The organism is Helicobacter pylori (genome assembly GCF_001653455.1).
GTDB classification, from domain to species: Bacteria; Campylobacterota; Campylobacteria; order Campylobacterales; family Helicobacteraceae; genus Helicobacter; species Helicobacter pylori_A.
In genome coordinates this window covers 337395-353733 of record NZ_CP011486.1, presented here as the reverse complement: position 1 = coordinate 353733, position 16339 = coordinate 337395, and the positions used below count along the sequence as shown (strand labels likewise).

18 protein-coding genes and 1 tRNA gene are annotated in these 16339 nt (G+C 38.4%); 5 read left to right on the top strand and 14 right to left on the bottom strand.

The genetic code is table 11. The annotated features are described in order from the left end of the window. Positions 1-25 precede the first annotated feature (25 nt). Together fliF and AA977_RS01680 are read right to left on the bottom strand one after the other, a co-directional pair. The gene (gene fliF / locus AA977_RS01685; RefSeq protein ID WP_064434336.1) at positions 26-1729 is read right to left on the bottom strand and encodes a flagellar basal-body MS-ring/collar protein FliF; all 1704 of its coding nucleotides are present in this window, start codon (positions 1727-1729) and stop codon (positions 26-28) included. 45 nt (positions 1730-1774) lie between these two features. After that, positions 1775-2449: a phosphatase PAP2 family protein gene (locus tag AA977_RS01680; RefSeq protein WP_064434335.1), complete on the bottom strand. Its 675-nt coding sequence runs from the start codon at positions 2447-2449 to the stop codon at positions 1775-1777. Positions 2450-2705: 256 nt separating this feature from the next. Between AA977_RS01680 and pyrG the strand changes: the two genes are divergently transcribed. From pyrG to AA977_RS01665, 3 genes are read left to right on the top strand one after another with little or no spacing between them, the layout of a single operon-like run. After that, positions 2706-4322, top strand: coding sequence for a glutamine hydrolyzing CTP synthase (gene pyrG, locus AA977_RS01675; RefSeq protein WP_064434334.1), 1617 nt, complete (start codon positions 2706-2708; stop codon positions 4320-4322). A 3-nt stretch (positions 4323-4325) separates the two neighbouring features. Then, the gene (recJ, locus tag AA977_RS01670) at positions 4326-5876 is read left to right on the top strand and encodes a single-stranded-DNA-specific exonuclease RecJ (RefSeq protein WP_064434333.1); all 1551 of its coding nucleotides are present in this window, start codon (positions 4326-4328) and stop codon (positions 5874-5876) included. Then, a complete protein-coding gene (locus AA977_RS01665) occupies positions 5876-6757 on the top strand; it encodes an RluA family pseudouridine synthase (protein WP_064434332.1) in 882 nt (293 codons plus the stop codon). The genes recJ and AA977_RS01665 overlap by 1 nt, the downstream gene beginning before the upstream one ends. A 76-nt stretch (positions 6758-6833) precedes the next feature. Here the strand turns inward: AA977_RS01665 and AA977_RS01660 are convergent, their stop codons facing one another. The 9 genes from AA977_RS01660 to AA977_RS01620 form a co-directional block, all read right to left on the bottom strand. After that, complete coding sequence (locus tag AA977_RS01660) at positions 6834-7394, bottom strand: hypothetical protein (protein ID WP_064434331.1); 561 nt, start codon at positions 7392-7394, stop codon at positions 6834-6836. Continuing rightward, positions 7378-7716: a hypothetical protein gene (locus AA977_RS01655; RefSeq protein ID WP_011577865.1), complete on the bottom strand. Its 339-nt coding sequence runs from the start codon at positions 7714-7716 to the stop codon at positions 7378-7380. Before AA977_RS01655 ends, AA977_RS01660 begins: the two co-directional genes overlap by 17 nt. Before the next feature lie 119 nt (positions 7717-7835). Continuing rightward, positions 7836-8726, bottom strand: a complete 891-nt coding sequence (locus tag AA977_RS01650) for a tetratricopeptide repeat protein (protein ID WP_064435176.1) — start codon at positions 8724-8726, stop codon at positions 7836-7838. 343 nt (positions 8727-9069) lie between these two features. Then, a complete protein-coding gene (gene ruvX, locus AA977_RS01645; protein WP_064434330.1) occupies positions 9070-9474 on the bottom strand; it encodes a Holliday junction resolvase RuvX in 405 nt (134 codons plus the stop codon). Further along, the gene (gene dprA / locus AA977_RS01640) at positions 9471-10271 is read right to left on the bottom strand and encodes a DNA-processing protein DprA (protein ID WP_064434329.1); all 801 of its coding nucleotides are present in this window, start codon (positions 10269-10271) and stop codon (positions 9471-9473) included. Before dprA ends, ruvX begins: the two co-directional genes overlap by 4 nt. A 6-nt stretch (positions 10272-10277) precedes the next feature. Beyond that, on the bottom strand, positions 10278-10511 hold the full coding sequence (minE, locus tag AA977_RS01635) for a cell division topological specificity factor MinE (RefSeq protein WP_000051430.1): 234 nt from the start codon (positions 10509-10511) through the stop codon (positions 10278-10280). Beyond that, complete coding sequence (gene minD, locus AA977_RS01630) at positions 10508-11314, bottom strand: septum site-determining protein MinD (protein ID WP_064434328.1); 807 nt, start codon at positions 11312-11314, stop codon at positions 10508-10510. The genes minE and minD overlap by 4 nt, the downstream gene beginning before the upstream one ends. A gap of 22 nt (positions 11315-11336) precedes the next feature. Beyond that, on the bottom strand, positions 11337-12329 hold the full coding sequence (gene ilvC / locus AA977_RS01625; RefSeq protein WP_064434327.1) for a ketol-acid reductoisomerase: 993 nt from the start codon (positions 12327-12329) through the stop codon (positions 11337-11339). 94 nt (positions 12330-12423) lie between these two features. Then, positions 12424-12500: transfer RNA gene (locus AA977_RS01620), tRNA-Arg, on the bottom strand. Positions 12501-12585: 85 nt separating this feature from the next. Between AA977_RS01620 and AA977_RS01615 the strand changes: the two genes are divergently transcribed. Both AA977_RS01615 and AA977_RS01610 read left to right on the top strand, forming a co-directional pair. Continuing rightward, positions 12586-13368 carry an NAD+ synthase gene (locus AA977_RS01615; RefSeq protein ID WP_064434326.1) on the top strand — a complete coding sequence of 261 codons (783 nt, stop codon included), beginning with the start codon at positions 12586-12588 and terminating at the stop codon, positions 13366-13368. Continuing rightward, positions 13365-14303, top strand: coding sequence for a tetraacyldisaccharide 4'-kinase (locus tag AA977_RS01610; protein ID WP_064434325.1), 939 nt, complete (start codon positions 13365-13367; stop codon positions 14301-14303). Before AA977_RS01615 ends, AA977_RS01610 begins: the two co-directional genes overlap by 4 nt. Here the strand turns inward: AA977_RS01610 and pseH are convergent. Genes pseH through pseF form a run of 3 tightly spaced genes read right to left on the bottom strand, consistent with a single transcriptional unit; the run spans position 14236 to position 16321 of the window. Then, complete coding sequence (gene pseH, locus AA977_RS01605) at positions 14236-14778, bottom strand: UDP-4-amino-4,6-dideoxy-N-acetyl-beta-L-altrosamine N-acetyltransferase (protein ID WP_064434324.1); 543 nt, start codon at positions 14776-14778, stop codon at positions 14236-14238. The genes AA977_RS01610 and pseH overlap by 68 nt on opposite strands. Continuing rightward, positions 14775-15641 carry a hypothetical protein gene (locus tag AA977_RS08045; RefSeq protein WP_064434323.1) on the bottom strand — a complete coding sequence of 289 codons (867 nt, stop codon included), beginning with the start codon at positions 15639-15641 and terminating at the stop codon, positions 14775-14777. The genes pseH and AA977_RS08045 overlap by 4 nt, the downstream gene beginning before the upstream one ends. Further along, positions 15632-16321 carry a pseudaminic acid cytidylyltransferase gene (gene pseF, locus AA977_RS08040; protein WP_064435175.1) on the bottom strand — a complete coding sequence of 230 codons (690 nt, stop codon included), beginning with the start codon at positions 16319-16321 and terminating at the stop codon, positions 15632-15634. The genes AA977_RS08045 and pseF overlap by 10 nt, the downstream gene beginning before the upstream one ends. Positions 16322-16339 lie beyond the last annotated feature (18 nt).

The window sequence follows — 16339 nt, the reverse complement described above, 5'->3', positions numbered from 1 at the left end:
CCTTTATCTTTAACCTTTAGCCTTTTTAGCCTTTGATGCCATCTGAAGAAATTTCATCTTTGATTAGGAGTTTAAAGAGCGTTGCGATTTCATCAGGGCGCTCTTTAAGGGTCCCTCTAATCTTTTCTAAAATAATTTCATATCTTACTTCTTCTTCGCTAAAGGTTGCATTAAGCCCTAATTGATCTTCTACTTTTTTTCTCAAATCGCCCAATTTATTCAACTCATCTTCTTCTTCATCCATTTCTTCAAACATGGATTTCACTTCCTTATCTTCATCAGGCACTACTTCTAGCATGCGCTCGCTGAAAGGCACGATCACTTTTTTATAGAAAATGAATAGCACTATAAACACCAAAACATACTTGATTAAAGGCGTGAAAGATCCTAAGATTTTTTGAGTCTTGTGCATGATTTTTTCGCTAAAGGTAGCGTTATCAATCATAGGCGCCATGGGGTTAAATTCAAAATTACTCACCGCCACATCATCGCCTCTATTTTGGTTATAGCCAATGGCTTGTTTCACTAAAGCGTTGATTTTTTTAAGCGCTTCATCGCTCAAAGGCACATATTCTAAAGTGTTCACATCATCTTTAAGCGCGATTTTATACTTGCCATCCACCACAACCGCCGCATTCAAGCGCACTAAAGTGCCAAACTCGCCCTTAATTTCGCTAATGGTTTTACCCACTTCATAATTGGTCGTGTTTTGAGATTTTTCGTATTTTTCTGGCTCTTTATTGTCCTTTAATCCTTGCACCGGGCCGATATTGCTCACCACCCCAGGCACACCGCCAACTTGCTTTTTAGAAGCGCCTTCTTTTTTTTCTTCTAAATTTTGCTCGCTCCTTACGACATTGTTAGGATCAAAAGTCTCTTTAGTGCTTTTCTTTTGGCTGAAATCAAACTCCGCATTGACCCTTGCGACCACCTTGTTTTTACCCCCCACAATAGGGGCTAAGATATTAACGATCTTACTTTCTAAAATGTTTTCAAAATTTTGTTTGTAATGCAATTGCTCTAGGGCTAATTCTTTAGAGTTTTCTAAAATATCGCCCTCGCCTAAGGACTCGCCATTTTCATTCACGATTTTCACATTATCCACGGTGAGCTTAGGCACAGAAGCGGCGATTAAGTTTTTAATCCCTAAAATTTGAGTGGGTGAAAGCTTCATATCAGGCTTAAGCTTGAGCATCACTGAAGCGCTAGGAGGGACTTCTTTAGCCACAAACACGCTGTCTTTAGGGATTGCGATATGCACATTGGCTTTAAGAATGGGGTTTAAGCTTTCAATCGTGCGCGACAATTCGCCCTCAATAGCGCGAATGAGTTTGACATTTTGATCAAAATCAGTCGCCCCAAAGTCTTTAGTGTCAAAGATTTCAAAGCCCACTTTACTCGTTTTAGGGATTCCTTGAGAGGCTAGAGTGATCCTTTCTTCATACACTTTATCTCTAGGGATAAGAATGGTATCGTCTTTGGAGACTTTATAAGGGATTTGGTTTTGCTGGAGGTGCTGTAAAATAAGAGCGTTATCGCTAGGATCTAGTCTTTCAAATAAAACCCCATACCCCCCTTGCACATAATTTTTTTCTTTAAAGGGATAGATCAATAAAAACACGATCAAAGCCGTGATCAAAACCCCCGCTGCAATCAGGGCGATTTTTTGCTTTTTATTGAGTTTGATGAAAAAATCAACAATCCGTTGTAATAATACCTTTAAATCCAATATTAAAACCTCAAATTTTTCATTCTTTTAAGCCGTTTGCTGGAATCAGATTTTTTGAAACACGCTCAAATAAACCCCTATGGAAAAACAAGCCCCTAACACTCCTAAACAAAACCCCCCTAAAACACCGCTAAAAGACACCCCTAAAACCACCAGCACTAAGCTTATTAAAAGGATCAAACCCAATAAGCTATAGGAAAGAATGTTTTGGAGCGTTTTATGCGCAATGAAATGGGGTATCAGTAAAATAAGCAGCCCGTAAAAAAGGGCTAAAGAAAGTGCAGTAGCGTTAGGGAAGTTAACATTATGCGGATCAGAAAACCACTGAATGGAGCGTGCAAAAAGGTGTTTTAAAGATTCTAAAAGGGCTTCAAACAGAATCACGCTTAACACTAGCCACACCCCAAGCGCTAAATTCTTGCGATAAAGGCTCAAAAACACCCCCACTAACAAACTCAAGGGCAACACGAATTGAGAAGAGCCTAAAAAAGCGATGCTTTGGAGCGCTTGATTTAATGCAAAATTAGAGTTAAAGGGGCTTGAGTGTATTAAATTAAAAATCGCATTATCCATGGGGTTAGTGTAACCAAAAAGGACTAAAACAGCAATCATGATAAAAAGCGCGCTAAAAACGCCTCCTAAAAGAAAAAGGGTTTTCACTGGTAATAAAAAGAATGGTTTGGGTTGTGTGGAAACATTTTTGAAAGAATTTTCAGCCATTGTTTAAAACCCTTTTAGTCAGTTCATTCAAACTTGATATTATACGCCAACAAACTTTAAAATTGCTCTTAAAAAATTTAAGACAATGGAGTTTAAACGCATAAAAGCTTTTTATTTTAATCAAACCTAGCTAATAGGAAACTGAAATTGTTTTTTTTTTTTTTGAAATCGCTTTAATTTTTGCCCTCTTTTAAAGCTTTTTAACCCTTTTTAGACTACAATGTGAGAAGTAAAAATCAAAGGAACGCATTAGTTTATGGATAGAGCCAAATTTATATTCGTTACAGGGGGCGTGTTAAGCTCTCTAGGGAAAGGGATTTCATCTTCTTCAATCGCTACGCTTTTGCAGCATTGCAATTATCAAGTTTCTATTTTGAAGATTGACCCTTATATTAATATTGACCCAGGCACCATGAGCCCTTTAGAGCATGGGGAAGTGTTTGTTACTAGCGATGGCGCTGAAACGGATTTAGACATAGGGCATTATGAGCGCTTTTTGAACAGGAATTTAACCCGGTTGAACAACTTCACTACCGGGCAGATTTTTTCAAGCGTGATAGAAAATGAAAGGAAAGGGGAATATTTAGGCAAGACCATTCAAATCGTCCCCCATGTAACCGATGAGATTAAAAGGCGCATTAAAAGCGCGGCTAAAGGACTAGATTTTTTAATCGTGGAAGTGGGTGGCACTGTGGGCGATATGGAGGGCATGTTTTATTTAGAGGCGATCCGCCAGCTTAAATTGGAATTAGGGAATGAAAAAGTCATCAATGTGCATGTAACCTTAATCCCTTATATCCAAACCACTAACGAACTAAAAACCAAGCCCACGCAACATTCCGTCCAAGAATTACGGCGCCTTGGCGTAACCCCTCAAATCATTTTAGCCAGATCGCCAAAGCCTTTGGATAAAGAATTGAAAAAGAAAATCGCCTTGAGTTGCGATGTGGAGCAAGACAGCGTGATTGTCGCCACAGACACTAAAAGCATTTACGCATGCCCTATCCTTTTCTTGCAAGAAGGCATTTTAACCCCCATTGCAAGACGCTTTAATTTAAACAAATTGCACCCTAAAATGGCGGCGTGGAACACTCTAGTAGAAAAGATTATCGCTCCTAAACACAAAGTCAAAATTGGTTTTGTAGGCAAGTATTTGAGCTTGAAAGAATCTTATAAATCCTTGATTGAAGCCTTAATCCATGCAGGGGCGCATTTGGATACGCAAGTCAATATTGAATGGCTCGATAGCGAGAATTTCAATGAAAAAACCAATTTAGAGGGCGTTGATGCGATTTTAGTGCCTGGGGGCTTTGGAGAAAGGGGGATTGAGGGTAAAATTTGCGCCATTCAAAGAGCGAGATCAGAAAAACTCCCCTTTTTAGGGATTTGTTTGGGCATGCAATTAGCGATCGTGGAATTTTGCAGGAATGTTTTGGGGTTAAAAGGGGCTAATTCTACGGAGTTTAACCAACACTGCGAATACCCAGTGGTGTATTTGATTGAAGATTTTATGGATCAAAACCACCAAAAACAAGTGCGTACCTATAATTCGCCTTTGGGTGGCACCATGCGATTAGGCGAATACGAATGCGAGATTATGCCTGAGAGCTTACTAGAAAAAGCCTATAAAAAACCAAGCATTAAAGAAAGGCACCGCCATCGCTATGAAATCAACCCCAAATACCGCCAAGAGTGGGAAAATAAAGGCTTGAAAGTGGTGGGTTTTGGAGCGAATCATTTGATTGAAGCGATTGAATTAAAAGATCACCCTTTCTTTGTAGGGGTGCAATTCCACCCGGAATTCACTTCCAGGTTGCAAAGCCCTAACCCTATTATTTTGGATTTCATTAAGAGCGCTCTTTCTAAATCTTAAACAATGAAACAAAAGCTTAAAGCTCAAATGAAAGAGCGAGTGGCTTCTATCGCTTACAATGAAAAAGGGTTTCCCAGCCCCTTTTTATTTAAAGACTTGAAAAAAGCCGCGCTCAAAATCATAGAAGCGATGGAAAAACGCACAGAGATTCTAGTCGTGGGCGATTATGACGCTGACGGCGTGATTAGCTCCACTATCATGGCAAAATTCTTTGCGAGTTTAAATTATAAGCATGCACGCATTGCGATCCCCAATCGTTTCATTGATGGCTATGGGATTTCTAAACAATTTTTAGAAAAACACCACGCCCCTTTGATCATCACCGTGGATAACGGGATCAACGCCTTTGAAGCCGCGCGATTTTGCAAAGAAAAAAACTATACCCTTATCATTACCGATCACCATTGCTTGCAAGATGATGCAATCCCGGACGCTTATGCGGTGATCAACCCCCAGCAACCGGATTGTCATTTTATCCAAAAAGAAGTGTGCGGGGCGTTAGTGGCGTTTTATTTGTGCTATGGAATCCATCAACTTTTAAAAAAAGAAAAAAGCCATTCTAGCGAGTTATTGTGTTTAGCGGGCGTGGCGACTATCGCTGATATGATGCCTTTGACTTTTTTTAACCGCTTTTTGGTTTCTAAAGCCTTGTATTTTTTGCAAAAAGAACCTTTAGGGGCGATAGGGTTTTTACGCCAAAAGGAAGTTTTTAGAAAACGCTCTTTAAAAGCGAGCGATATTTCTTTTAACATTGCCCCCCTAATCAACTCTGCAGGGCGCATGCAAGACGCTAGAGTGGCTTTAGATTTTTTAAATGCGAACAATTTGCAAGATTGCTGTTTTTTGTATGAACGCTTGAAAGCATGCAATAATGAACGAAAAATCACCCAACAACAGGTTTTTGAAGAAGCCTTTAAGCATGCGTTGGTTGGGGAAAAAATCATCATCGCTTTTAAGGATAATTGGCATGAGGGCGTGCTTGGGATTGTGGCTTCAAAATTAGTGGAAGCCACTCAAAAGCCAAGCCTGGTTTTTACTTTTAAAGAAGGGGCGTATAAAGGGAGCGGGCGCAGCTCTCAAAATGTTGATTTGATTGACGCTTTGAATGGGGTTTCTTCTTTATTACTCGGCTATGGGGGGCATAGGCAGGCGTGCGGTTTGAGCGTTGAAAAAAATAACATGGTCTCACTCTTTGAAACTTTAGAAAATTTTGATTTTAAAATCTTACCCTTTTGTGAAGAAGAACCCCCTTTGATATTAAGCCTTAAAGACATTGATAAAGAGCTTTTAGAGATTATAGAAACGGGCGAACCTTATGGGCAAGAAAACCCTGAACCCTTATTCCAAGCGCAAAATTTAGAAGTCATAGAAGAAAGAATCATTAAAGAAAGCCATCAAGCGTTGCGTTTTAAGGATAAAGAATGCATCAAAGACGCTATTTATTTTAACACTGAGCGGTTTTTAAAAGCGGGCGAAAAGGTGAGCGTGCTTTTTAGCGTGGAATTAGACGAGTATTCTAACGAGCCTAAAATGCTTGTTAAAAGTTTGTTGTAGTGCCGTTTGTTGAAGAAGAATTTGAAATTTTAAAACCCACCAAAGCCTTATTTGTGGTGCGCGATATTTTAAAATGCTCTTTAAAAGAAGCCCAACGGCACCTTGACAAACAACGCTTAAAGCAAAACCAACAGATCGTGTGCAAATCTCAAACCATTCAAGGGGCCGTTAGCTTGATTTATTTCAAGCCCAATGAAAAGCAGGGAAAGCTTGTTTTTGAAACTAAAGATTTTGGCGTATTTGACAAACCCCCTCAAGTCTATACCCACCCTAAAGGCTATTTCTACCATGAAAGCTTACTAGATTGCATCCAATCTCATTTTGGCAAAAACGCCCACCCAGCCCACAGGCTAGACTATGAAACGAGCGGGTTAGTGTTAGCGGGCAAAACCTTACAAAGCGCTAAAGATTTAAAGGCGCTTTTTATGCAAAAAAAAGTGCAAAAAACTTATTTGGCGCTAGTGCATGGGTTGGTGGATAAAAGTATCATAGTAGATAAGCCCATTCTAACGCCAGAAAACATTCAAAAAGATTTGCGCATTCGATCTCAAATTTCTCCTTTAGGCAAGCCTTCAACCACTCTTGTTAAGCCGTTAAGCTATAATTCTTTTTTAGATGTGAGCTTACTGAAAATAACCCCACTCACCGGGCGCACGCACCAGATCCGCTTGCATTTAAGCAGTGTGAATCACAGGATCGTGGGCGAAGGGCTTTATGGGGTAGTAGATGAAAACGCTAGAGAGTATATTCAATTAAAGCGTGAAAATAACGCTCCTTTACTCATGCTCCATGCCGCTAGTTTAGAATTTGAATTTAAAGGGGCGTGCTATAAAATCGCTTCCCCCATGCCCCAACGCTTCATGCCTTTTTTAAAAGATTGACTCTCATTTATTGACTATCCTCTTGATTGTTCTCTTTTGGGGGAGTGTTTTGGTTGGGATCTTCTGTATGCCTTTTTTAATTTTCTTTATCCTTGTTAGCTTTCAATTCCTCTTGTTTTTTAAGAATCATTTCTTCGGTAATGTTAGAAAGCTTGTCTTTATGAGATTTATCCTTAGAATCTTCTTGATGGTGGAACTCTTCTTGTTTTTTTGAAATGATTTCTTCAGCAATATTGGAAATTTTTCCCGCATTTTTAGCGTCTTTTTGACTGAAGCGGTTTTTTAAATTCTCTCTGATTTGCCTTTTTCTTTGAATGAGTGCAAACATTTTTTTACTGAATTGGTAGCATTTACGCGCGCTAAAAACAATCACGCCCCATTTGATTAGTAAAGCGATTAAAAGCCAAATAAAAGAGCTTGAAGTGTCCAATAAAAATTGGCGCACATCGCTATAAACCCAAATATCCACCAAAATAATTAACAAAGTGATCAAAACAGAAAACGCAATGTTTTTAAACCTAAAAAGCCACGCCACTATCACAAACCCTCTCGTGTGCCTGTGGGCTAACAGCCAGCGCTCATTCTTTTCACTGAAAAAATTCATTAGGCTAGAAAACACGCTATTTTTCTTGTTCATTTTCGCCCTTTTCCCAAACTTCTTTAAAATGCTTGGTGTTTTTTTCTTGTTTTTCTTTCAATTCTTTAGCGTGGATTTGCTCTAATAATCTTTTTTCTTCAGCTTCAAACATGATTTTTAATTCTTCTTCACTGAAATCGCTTAATTGCATGTTCTCTTTTGTCAAGCGTTTTTCTACGATTTTAACCGCCTGCTCTCTGATTTTTTGAGATTTTTCTTTAAAAAATGCCCGCTTGGTTTTTTGAAACGCTTCATTAGAATTTTTGTGGATCGTTTGTTTGCAAAAATCTAAAAAATCCTTGACTTGATGCATAATTTTCATGGTTATCCGTTTTTAAAGAGTTTTTAAGACTAATGACCCTTAAAAGAATACCAAAAAAAGATTAAAACTCTCTAGTAAAAGTATTTTCTTAAAAGAATAAGGGGAGTTGTGGCGATGCTCTAACCCCCTAAAAAACCTAAGGCTTTTTGCTTATCATATTCCATACCACATGCCTTTAGATCTGCCATTAGAAAGCAACGCACCATAAGGCCAACTATCTCGCATGCTTCTTTATGTCCTAATTCGCAAAGCCCTTTATAAGTAACTATCTCGCATGCTTCTTTATGTCCTAGTTTTCCTAATTTGCAAGCCTTTTCAAAATTTTCCATCGCTTGTTTTTCATTTTTGACTACGCCCTTACCAACATATTGCATAGCTCCTAGACTGGAACACCCACTACCACTATTTAATTCACAAGCTTTAGAGTAGTATTGAACAACTTTTTTTATATCTTTGTCTTTCCCACCATCATAGAATGTCCCCAATATAAGACACCCACTACCACTATTTAATTCACAAGCTTTAGAGAGATATTGAACAAATTCTTGTTTGGTCACTAGTTTATCTGTTGTTAACCTTGCTAACAATATGAAACACCCTCCAACATCATCTAATTCACACGCTTTAACATAGTATTGAATGGCTTTTTTTAAATCCTTCTTTACTACTCCATACCCATTTAGTTCATATACCAACCCTAAAAAACTACACCCTTCACCATCTTTTAAATCACACGCTTTAGAGTAGTATTGAACAGCTTTTTTCAAACGCTCTTTTAAACTAGGATTCTCTCCTATTACTAAATTTTCACCCTCATATAGACCTCCTAGTTCAGTACACCCCTTAGCATAGTTTAAATTACACGCTTTTTCAAAATATTCCTTAGCTTGAATATAATATTCCTTAGCTTCAAGACTATCTCCTCTAAATGTGCCACCCCCACCATGCACGGCAAAATTAAAAATCTCTTTGCCCTGATCAACAAGCTCTTTAGGGGTTGGCTCTGCCATTAACCCCCCCCCCCAATAAACACCCAATGCACCCAAGCATAAAACCCTAAAAATCGCTTTTTTAAAACTTCCTAGCATGACGCTTCTCCCTTTTATTAAAAAATTTAGACTTTATTATAATCAAATATTGATGACTAAAACCTTTTAATTTTTACAAATGGGGGTTTTAAACTTCAATTTTTATAATAAAACTCATTCTCTTAAGGGATAGAGGATATTTTGCGTTTAATACCCCTAACCCAAAAAGCGCTTTTAAAAACTATCGCTTGATTAAAATCAAGCTCTTTGATTATATGGATTTTAAAAAATATCTTTGAGCATTTTTTATATTAGAATTTTATCCCTAATGTTTTTTTAAAACCTGCTGGCAATAGCGCTCCAAAATCCTGCAAGCGCTCAAAGAGTCTAACCGGCCATCTTTGATAGCGAGCCGCTTATTTTTCCTGCCCAAATGCTCTAAATTTTCACAAGCTTCTATACTAGAACTATCTTCATTAATAAAAACGATTTCGCCCTTAAAATCGACAAGCTTGATAAAATGCTCAACGCGAATATTCGTATCCGCATAATTTTCACTAGGCTTGCCCACCACCAGCACTTGAATGTTTTTTTCTTTCAATAAAACGCTCAAATCCCTAGAGGCCTGATTCCTGTTGTGGCGCAAAATCGCTTCTAAAGGCAAGATAATACCATTGAAAAGCATGGCGATGCCAATGCGTTTTAGCCCCACATCGCATGCTAAAATCACGCTAACACCACGAAATGATTGACGCGCTTGATCTTGCCTAATAACTCGTATTCTAAAAGTTTATCCCCAAATTTGAGATACGCTTCTTCATAGCTAGGGTTTTTCGCGCAATATTCTAAAAATTCATCTTTATTTTCATTTATTTCTTGTAAATGATAGTCTTTTAAAAGGGTGTTTATAAAATGATAAATGTTAAATATCCCTTGAGCCTGCCCTTTTTCTAAAAGCTCATTAGTGCCGTCGCTCTCATTCAAGCGTTGGGGCAAAACAAATAGGGGTTTTTGGTATTTTTGGGCTAATCTCGCGCTGCTCATAGAGCCGCTTTTCAAATCCGCTTGGGGGATAATCACCACATCGCTTAAAGCGATCACTAAGCGGTTTCTCGCTAAAAAAGAGCCTTTAATGGGCATGAAATCCTTTTCATATTCGCTTAAAATCAAGCCGTTTTGCGCGATTTCTTGGATCACTTTATGGTTGTTGGTAGGATAGACAAAATCCAAACTGCAAGGCGAAAGCATGATTGTTTTTGGTAAGGCGTTTTCTTGAGCGATAATATCCACGCCTAACGCTCCCCCACTCACAATAACCGCGCCATTTTTGGCAAGCTCTTTAGCTAGCGTGATGGTGTGTTGCTTGCTATAAGGGGTGGGTCTTCTTGTGCCTATGATAGCCACTTTTAAAGGTGCATCTAAAAGCTTGGTATCGCCCACACAATAGAGCTTTTTAGGGGGGTCTTTGAGGATGTCAAAAACTTTAGGGATATTTTCTAGCGCACTGTATTGGAAATGGCTTTTCATTTTAAACTATTTAGGCAATATAATCTCCACTTCAATCGTTTCCACGCTTTGGTTGCTATCAAGGGTTTTGAAATGGATGTCTGAAGATTTAGTGTATTTTTGAATAACGGCAATGATTTCTTTACGCATTTCTTCCATGTAAGGCAAATTTAAGGTGCGCTCTTTGGCTAAAATCAATTTTAATCGGTCCGTTGCAGTAGCTGCACTCCCTTTAGTTTTAAAAAAATCAAACAAACTCATGAAAACATCCCTTTTAAAGCCCTAAAAAAGCCTTTTTTAGCCTTAAATTCCACATACTCCACTTCTTCGCCTAAAATCCTTCTGGTGATGCGCTGGTAAGCTTTTGCACTCTCGCAATCGGTGCGAATCACCGGCTCGCCCTTATTAGTCGCTGAAATAATGTGGCTATCTTCAGGAATGATCCCAATCAAAGGCAAACACAAAATATTTAACACTTGTTCTATTGAAATCATCTCGCCGCTTTCCACTAACTCAGGTTTTAAGCGATTGATGATTAAATATTTATGCACTTCTTCGCCCCTTTTAGCCCGGTTAGACTTCGCATCAATGATGCCAATCACTCTGTCGCTATCCCTTAAAGAACTCACCTCCGGCGTTACCACCACTAACGCCATGTCCGCATGCAAAATCGCATGCTCAAAACCGCTTTCAATCCCAGCGGGCGAGTCAATCAAAATATAGTCAAAATCCGCCCTTAAAGCGTTGATTAAAATCGCTACTTTTTCCTTATCTAAAATGTTTTTATCTTTACTTTGTGAAGCCGCTAAAAAAGAAAGGTTTTTAGTTTTTTTATCCACGATTAACGCTTGCGAAAGGTTGCAATTTTTCTCCATCACATCCACCACATCAAAAACAATGCGATTTTCTAACCCTAAAATCATGTCCAAGTTTCTCAAACCTATATCAAAATCAACCGCTACGACTTTTTTACCGCTCTCAGCCAGCCCGATCGCCAAATTAGCCGTGGTGGTGCTTTTACCCACGCCCCCCTTACCTGAAGTGATAGTAACTACTATTGCCATATGATTCCTTTATTTTAATGATTTATTTTTCATGATTGAATGGGGTGCGTAAAATTTCCCCAATTTGCTCTATTTTAGTCTCTTTAAGAGCTTTTCTCTCTGTGTTTAACCTGGGGTAATTCAAGCTTTTTTCTAGTAAAAAATCCTTAGCGAATGAGCCGTTTTGAATCTTTTTTAAGATTTTTTGCATGCGTTTTTCTAACAGATTTGCCATAGGCTCTCTAGCTTTAATCGCCCCAAATTCAGCGGTGTTAGAAATGTGTTTTCTCAAGCCCTCCACCCCCTTATAATGCAACAAGTCCGCTACTAATTTCACTTCATGCACGCATTCAAAATAGGCTAATTCTTCAGGGTATCCTGCTTTGATTAAAGTTTCAAACCCCATTCTTACAATCGCTTCCAACCCCCCACACAAAACCGCTTGCTCGCCGAATAAATCGCTCTCGCATTCTTCTTTAAAGCTCGTTTCTAAAACCCCCATTCTCCCCCCACCCATCGCCTTTGCATAGCTTAAAGCCACGGCTTTAGCGTTGTTTTTTGAATTTTCTTGCTCTATGGCGATCAAATGGTATAAGCCCCTATTTTTAAGGTATTCTCCTCTTAAAGCGCTCCCTGGCCCTTTTGGCGCGACTAAAATCACACCGATGCCTTTTTTAAAAGAGATTTGATTGAAATGCACGCTAAAACCATGAGCAAAGCCCACGATCTGATTCTCTTTTAAAAAAGGGATCACTTCTTTTTCTAAAACTTCCTTATGCAATTCATCTGGGAGTAACGCCATGATCACATCAGACTTTTGGACTAATTCCTTGACTTCTAGCACTTCAAAGCCCTCTGCCTTTGCTTTTGGAATACTCAAACTCCCTTGATACAAGCCAACACGCACTTTCACTTTAGAATCTCTCAAATTGAGCGCTTGGGCTTTTGCTTGAGCGCCATAACCAATAACGCCCACTTGTAAGGATTGGATAACGCCTAAATCAATGTCTTTATCGTAATAAATGGGTAATGCCAAATCAAATCTCCTAGCGTGTTTAAGCGAGTGTTTATTTTACCATAATGGGAGCGATAATGTTTAAAAACATGCAGAATATTAAAAACTCATTAAATGGTGTGCTCGGAGGGATTCAAACCCCCGACCTACAGGACCGCAACCTGTTGCTCTATTCAGCTGAGCTACGAGCACTTTTAAAAGAAGTGAAACAAAAATTATAGCAAGAAAAACTAATTTTTTACTTAAAGGATACATTTTTTCTATTATAATTCAAAGCATGCAAAAACACTACCACGAACTCATATCTTATTTATGCGATTTTTTAGAAAAAGAAGTTCACAAAAGAGGCTTTAAAAAAGTCGTTTATGGGTTGAGCGGGGGGCTGGATAGCGCGGTCGTTGGGGTGCTGTCTCAAAAGGTTTTTAAAGAAAACGCTCATGCCCTTTTAATGCCCTCTTCAGTTTCTATGCCAGAAAGTAAATCAGACGCCCTAAATTTGTGTGAAACCTTTTCTATCCCCTATACAGAATATTCTATCGCGCCCTATGATGCAATCTTTGGCTCTCATTTTAAAGACGCAAGCCTTACTAGAAAGGGGAATTTTTGCTCAAGGTTGCGCATGGCTTTTTTATACGATTATTCTTTAAAAAGCCATTCTTTAGTCATTGGCACGAGCAATAAAAGCGAAAGAATGCTAGGCTATGGCACTTTGTTTGGGGATTTGGCGTGCGCGATTAACCCGATTGGGGAATTGTTTAAAACCGAAGTTTATGAACTCGCTTGCCATCTAAATATCCCTAAAAATATCCTAGATAAGCCCCCTAGCGCGGATTTATTTATAGGCCAAAGCGATGAAAAGGATTTGGGCTATCCTTATAGCGTGATCGATCCTTTATTAAAAGATATTGAAGCGTTGTTTCAAACAAAACCCATCCATTTAGAGACTCTCATTCAATTAGGCCATGATGAAACTTTAGTGAAAAACATAATAAGCCGTGTCCAAAAAAACGCTTTTAAACTGGAATTACCCACCATCGCCAAACGATTTGATCCTAAATGAAAAGCGATAAACCCTTTTTAGAACGCTATTTTTACGCCCCCACTCTTTTGCAAAAAGGGTTGATTTTTGCACTCTACCCTTTTTCTTTAATCTATCAATGCATCGCTACCCTTAAACGAAAAGCCGCTAAAAAGTATGATTTTAAAATCCCTATTGTTAGCGTAGGCAACTTGATCGCTGGGGGAAGCGGTAAAACGCCCTTTATTTTAGAAATCGCGCCAAGATACCAAGAAGTGGCGGTTGTTTCTAGAGGGTATCAGCGGGATTCTAAAGGTTTAGTGGTGGTGAGCGTTAAAGGGAAAATTCTAGTCTCCCAAAGCACAGCCGGCGATGAAGCCTATCTTTTAGCCTTAAATTTAAAACAAGCGAGCGTGATTGTGAGCGAAAAAAGAGAGCTAGGCGTTTTAAAAGCCCTTGAATTAGGAGCAAAAATCGTGTTTTTAGACGATGGCTTTAGGTTTAATTTCAACCAATTCAATGTGCTTTTAAGACCTAAAATCCCCCCCTATTACCCTTTTTGCTTGCCTAGCGGGTTGTATAGAGAAAATATTAAAAGCTACAAAGAAGCCCATTTAGTCATTATAGAAGATAAAGATTATAAAAGAATCACCTCTATTACCCACCCCACCAAGCGCATGCTTTTAGTAACGGCTATCGCTAACCCTAGCCGCTTAGACGCATTCTTGCCCAAAGAAGTGGTTAAAAAAATCTATTTTAAAGACCATGCCCCTTTTGATTTGAAGCTTTTAGAAAAAAAGTTTCATCAAAATAACGCCACTTCCTTGTTGGTTACTTCAAAAGATTTAGTCAAATTGCAAGATTGCAAATTGCCTTTGAGCGTGCTGAATTTAAGATTAGAAATTAGCCCTAAAGTTTTGGAAAAGATTGACCATTATGTTTTTTCTTATCCTTATAATACAAAAGAACGTCTATAAACCCCTTGTCTTTAGAGATAAAGCCTTTCAAACGCCCCTCTAACTCATAATGGTTTTTTTCATAGAAAGCGATCGCTTTGAAATTATCCTCCATCACTTCCAAATGCAAAGAATTTAATTGAAACTCTTCAAAAGCGATAAATTCTAAAGCTTTTAAAATAGCCCCTCCCTTATTTTTTAAAAAAGGGTTTTTATAAATCCCCAAATACCCATGCTGATGGAAAAGATTGATTTTAGTGATAGAGCCAACCCCCAAATAAACGCCCTCTTCTTTAAACAAAAAATAGCGGTGGTTAGGTGAAGTTTTTAAATCTTCTATGAATTGCAAATGCGTTTTTAAAGAAATATTAGCGCTATACATCCATAAGGCAGTGTTTGGGTGGTTACGAAATTCTAAAACCAGCAACTTTTCTTCATCGTTTAAATTAGTAAAATCAACCGCTTGGATATTTTCATAACAATAATTTTTTTTCAAACCCCTAAAAACTCCCTTAATGCGCCCTCTAATTTGCTCCCAAAAACTAGGTTTTTTGCCCAGGCTTGATTTTTTTGAATTTGCAATTTTTCAAAATCTTTAGCTAAAGTTTTTAAACTCGTTTGTTTGAAAATGCCTGAATTTTCAAATTCCTTGCTTTGAAGGATTTGATTAGGCGCAATGGGGATAATGAGCGAGGGCGTTTGAGAAAGGGCTAATTCATAGAGGGTTTGGCCAGCAGCGCTAATGGCGCAAGCGCAAGATTTCATCAAAGAGCTAAACTCTAAAGGGCTTAAATGGCTGTAATAATGCGTGTTTTTGGGAGGGTTTTTAGGGATATGAGATGAAATGATATGCAAATTTATTTCATTATTTTCTAAAATTTTGACTATCTCTTTTAATATTTTTGGCTCGCTCCCCCCTAGCGTGATCAACACTTCTTTATTTTCTGCATTGATAGGGCGATCATAAATAAAACGAATGTCAACAGGGTAAAACCCCACCCCCAAATAATGATCTTTAGAAAAATAACTATAATGATTTGAAGCATTGAGCATGCAATTGATGATTTTAGTCTCTTTAGGGTAAAACCCCTTTGCATGCTCTTTGTCTTCTATCACCATAAGGTTTTGAGATTTTTCTTTTAAAAGATAAAAATCTTTTGAATTTAAACAATAGCTGTCCGTAATCAAAAAATCATTACCATTAACGCTCTCTAAAAAAGCGCTTATATCGTTTTGTTTGTGCAAATAAAGGCTCGCTCCAACGCCTAATTTTTCTATGTAAGAAAGGATTTTTCCACCACGCCTCACATGCCCTAAACCGCTCGTTGCAAACGCATCGCACAAAATTTTTACTGGCATGAATTTTTTAAACGGCTGTATTTGAGCTTGGCCAATTCCAAATCTTCTAGAGTGTCAATATCTTGGACTTCTAGGGGCGATAATTCTAAAGCGATAGAATTTGAGCTAAAAATGGGTCGCATTTCTTTAAAGGCTTGAGCCTTCCCCATATAAAGCAGTCCGGCGTCATGATAGAGCGTTTTTAAATCTTGCGTGCGCGCGTTTAAATGCTCTTTAAAAGCCATTTGAACGCCGTTTTCAAGGCTAAAAGAACGATAGGGCGAAGCGCTAAAGGGAGAACAAGTGAAAACATAATCCGCATTTTGATTTTCTTTTAAAGCCTCAAAGGCGCGTTTTAAATGCTTTTCTTGCAAAAAAACTGAAGCGCCATACAAACAACACGCTATATCATCATCTTTTAATTTCAATTCTTCCATGTGATAGGCCATCACCTCTAAAGTCGTAGCCCTATCGTTGGCTAAAACTTCAGGGCGTAGATTCAAAAAGCTCGCCCCATAATTCTTGGCTAGATTAACATACTCCATGCTGTCGCTAGAGATAAACACTTTTTCAAAGATCTTGGAGTTTAGTGCTGTTTCAATAGGGTAAGCGAGCATGGGCTTATTGAAAAAATCTATAACATTTTTATTTTTGATCCTTTTACTGGAGCTTCTAGCCAAAATAATAGCGATCACTCTCATGCGGTTTTCAAACGCCCT